Below are 879 nucleotides of genomic sequence, written 5' to 3'. Positions count from 1 at the left end.
CGGGCGATCAGCTGGTTGAACTGCTTCAGGCGCGCCGGCAGGCGCGGATGATGCTTGTTGGCTCGCCGCATCAGCCGCGGCTTGATCCCGCGCTGCCTCAGCGACAGCTCGCGCGCCTTGGTGTGATAGGCCGCATCCGCCAGCACCGCGCCTTCGTCGCCACAGATCAGATGATCTGCTTCGACCGTGTCGTTGACGTTGGCCGCTGTCGTCCTCACCCGGCGGATCAGACCARAACCCTGGTCGACACCGACATGGGCCTTGTAGCCGTAAGAGGAGCCAGGCTTGCCCTGCCGGCGTGTAAAGCCGGCATCGGGATCGCCGACCTCGCCCACCTCCTGCGCGGCCCCACTGGGTGGCCGCGCCGCCGCAGTCTCGATCACCGTGGCATCGAGCATCGTGCCGCGCCGCAGGATCAGCCCGGCTTTGTCCAACTGATGGTCCAGYTCGCCAAACAACTTCTCCAGAAGCCCGGCTTCGACAAGAAGACTGCGAAAGCGGTTGAGCGTGGTGTGGTCGGGCACCGTCTCCTCGAGCGTCAGCCCAACGAAGCGGCGGAACGACAGCCGATCGGCGAGCGCCTCCTCCAGTTCGCTGTCCGACAGCCCATACAAGGATTGCAGCAGAAGCGCCTTGAACATCACCAGCGAATTGTACGCAGGCCGCCCTGGCCCCGCCGGCGAGCGCAGCCGCGCAAGGATCTTCTCGAAGCGATACCACTTCACCAGCGACGACAGCCGGTCCAGCCGACCACTCCGACCAAGACCCTGTGGCAGCAGAGCCTCCACAAAACTGAACTGACCGCTCGGCTTCGTCGTCATCGCAAAATCCCCGTTTCAAAAACAGGGAATCACATCCATCCAATTTTGCAACAGTCCC

Annotated in this window: 1 protein-coding gene; it reads right to left on the bottom strand. The window is 63.7% G+C overall.

Annotated features, from left to right (window positions below; all coding sequences use genetic code 11):
- Positions 1 to 821, bottom strand: an 821-nt coding sequence (locus AC1D1L_RS33695) for an IS5 family transposase (RefSeq protein WP_477345841.1), incomplete at its 3' end; no start/stop codon positions are given.
- Between the last annotated feature and the right edge of the window lie 58 nt (positions 822 to 879).

It is taken from the genome of Mesorhizobium sp. P2_D6, assembly GCF_056404315.1.
This window is presented reverse-complemented; position numbering and strand designations above follow the sequence as displayed.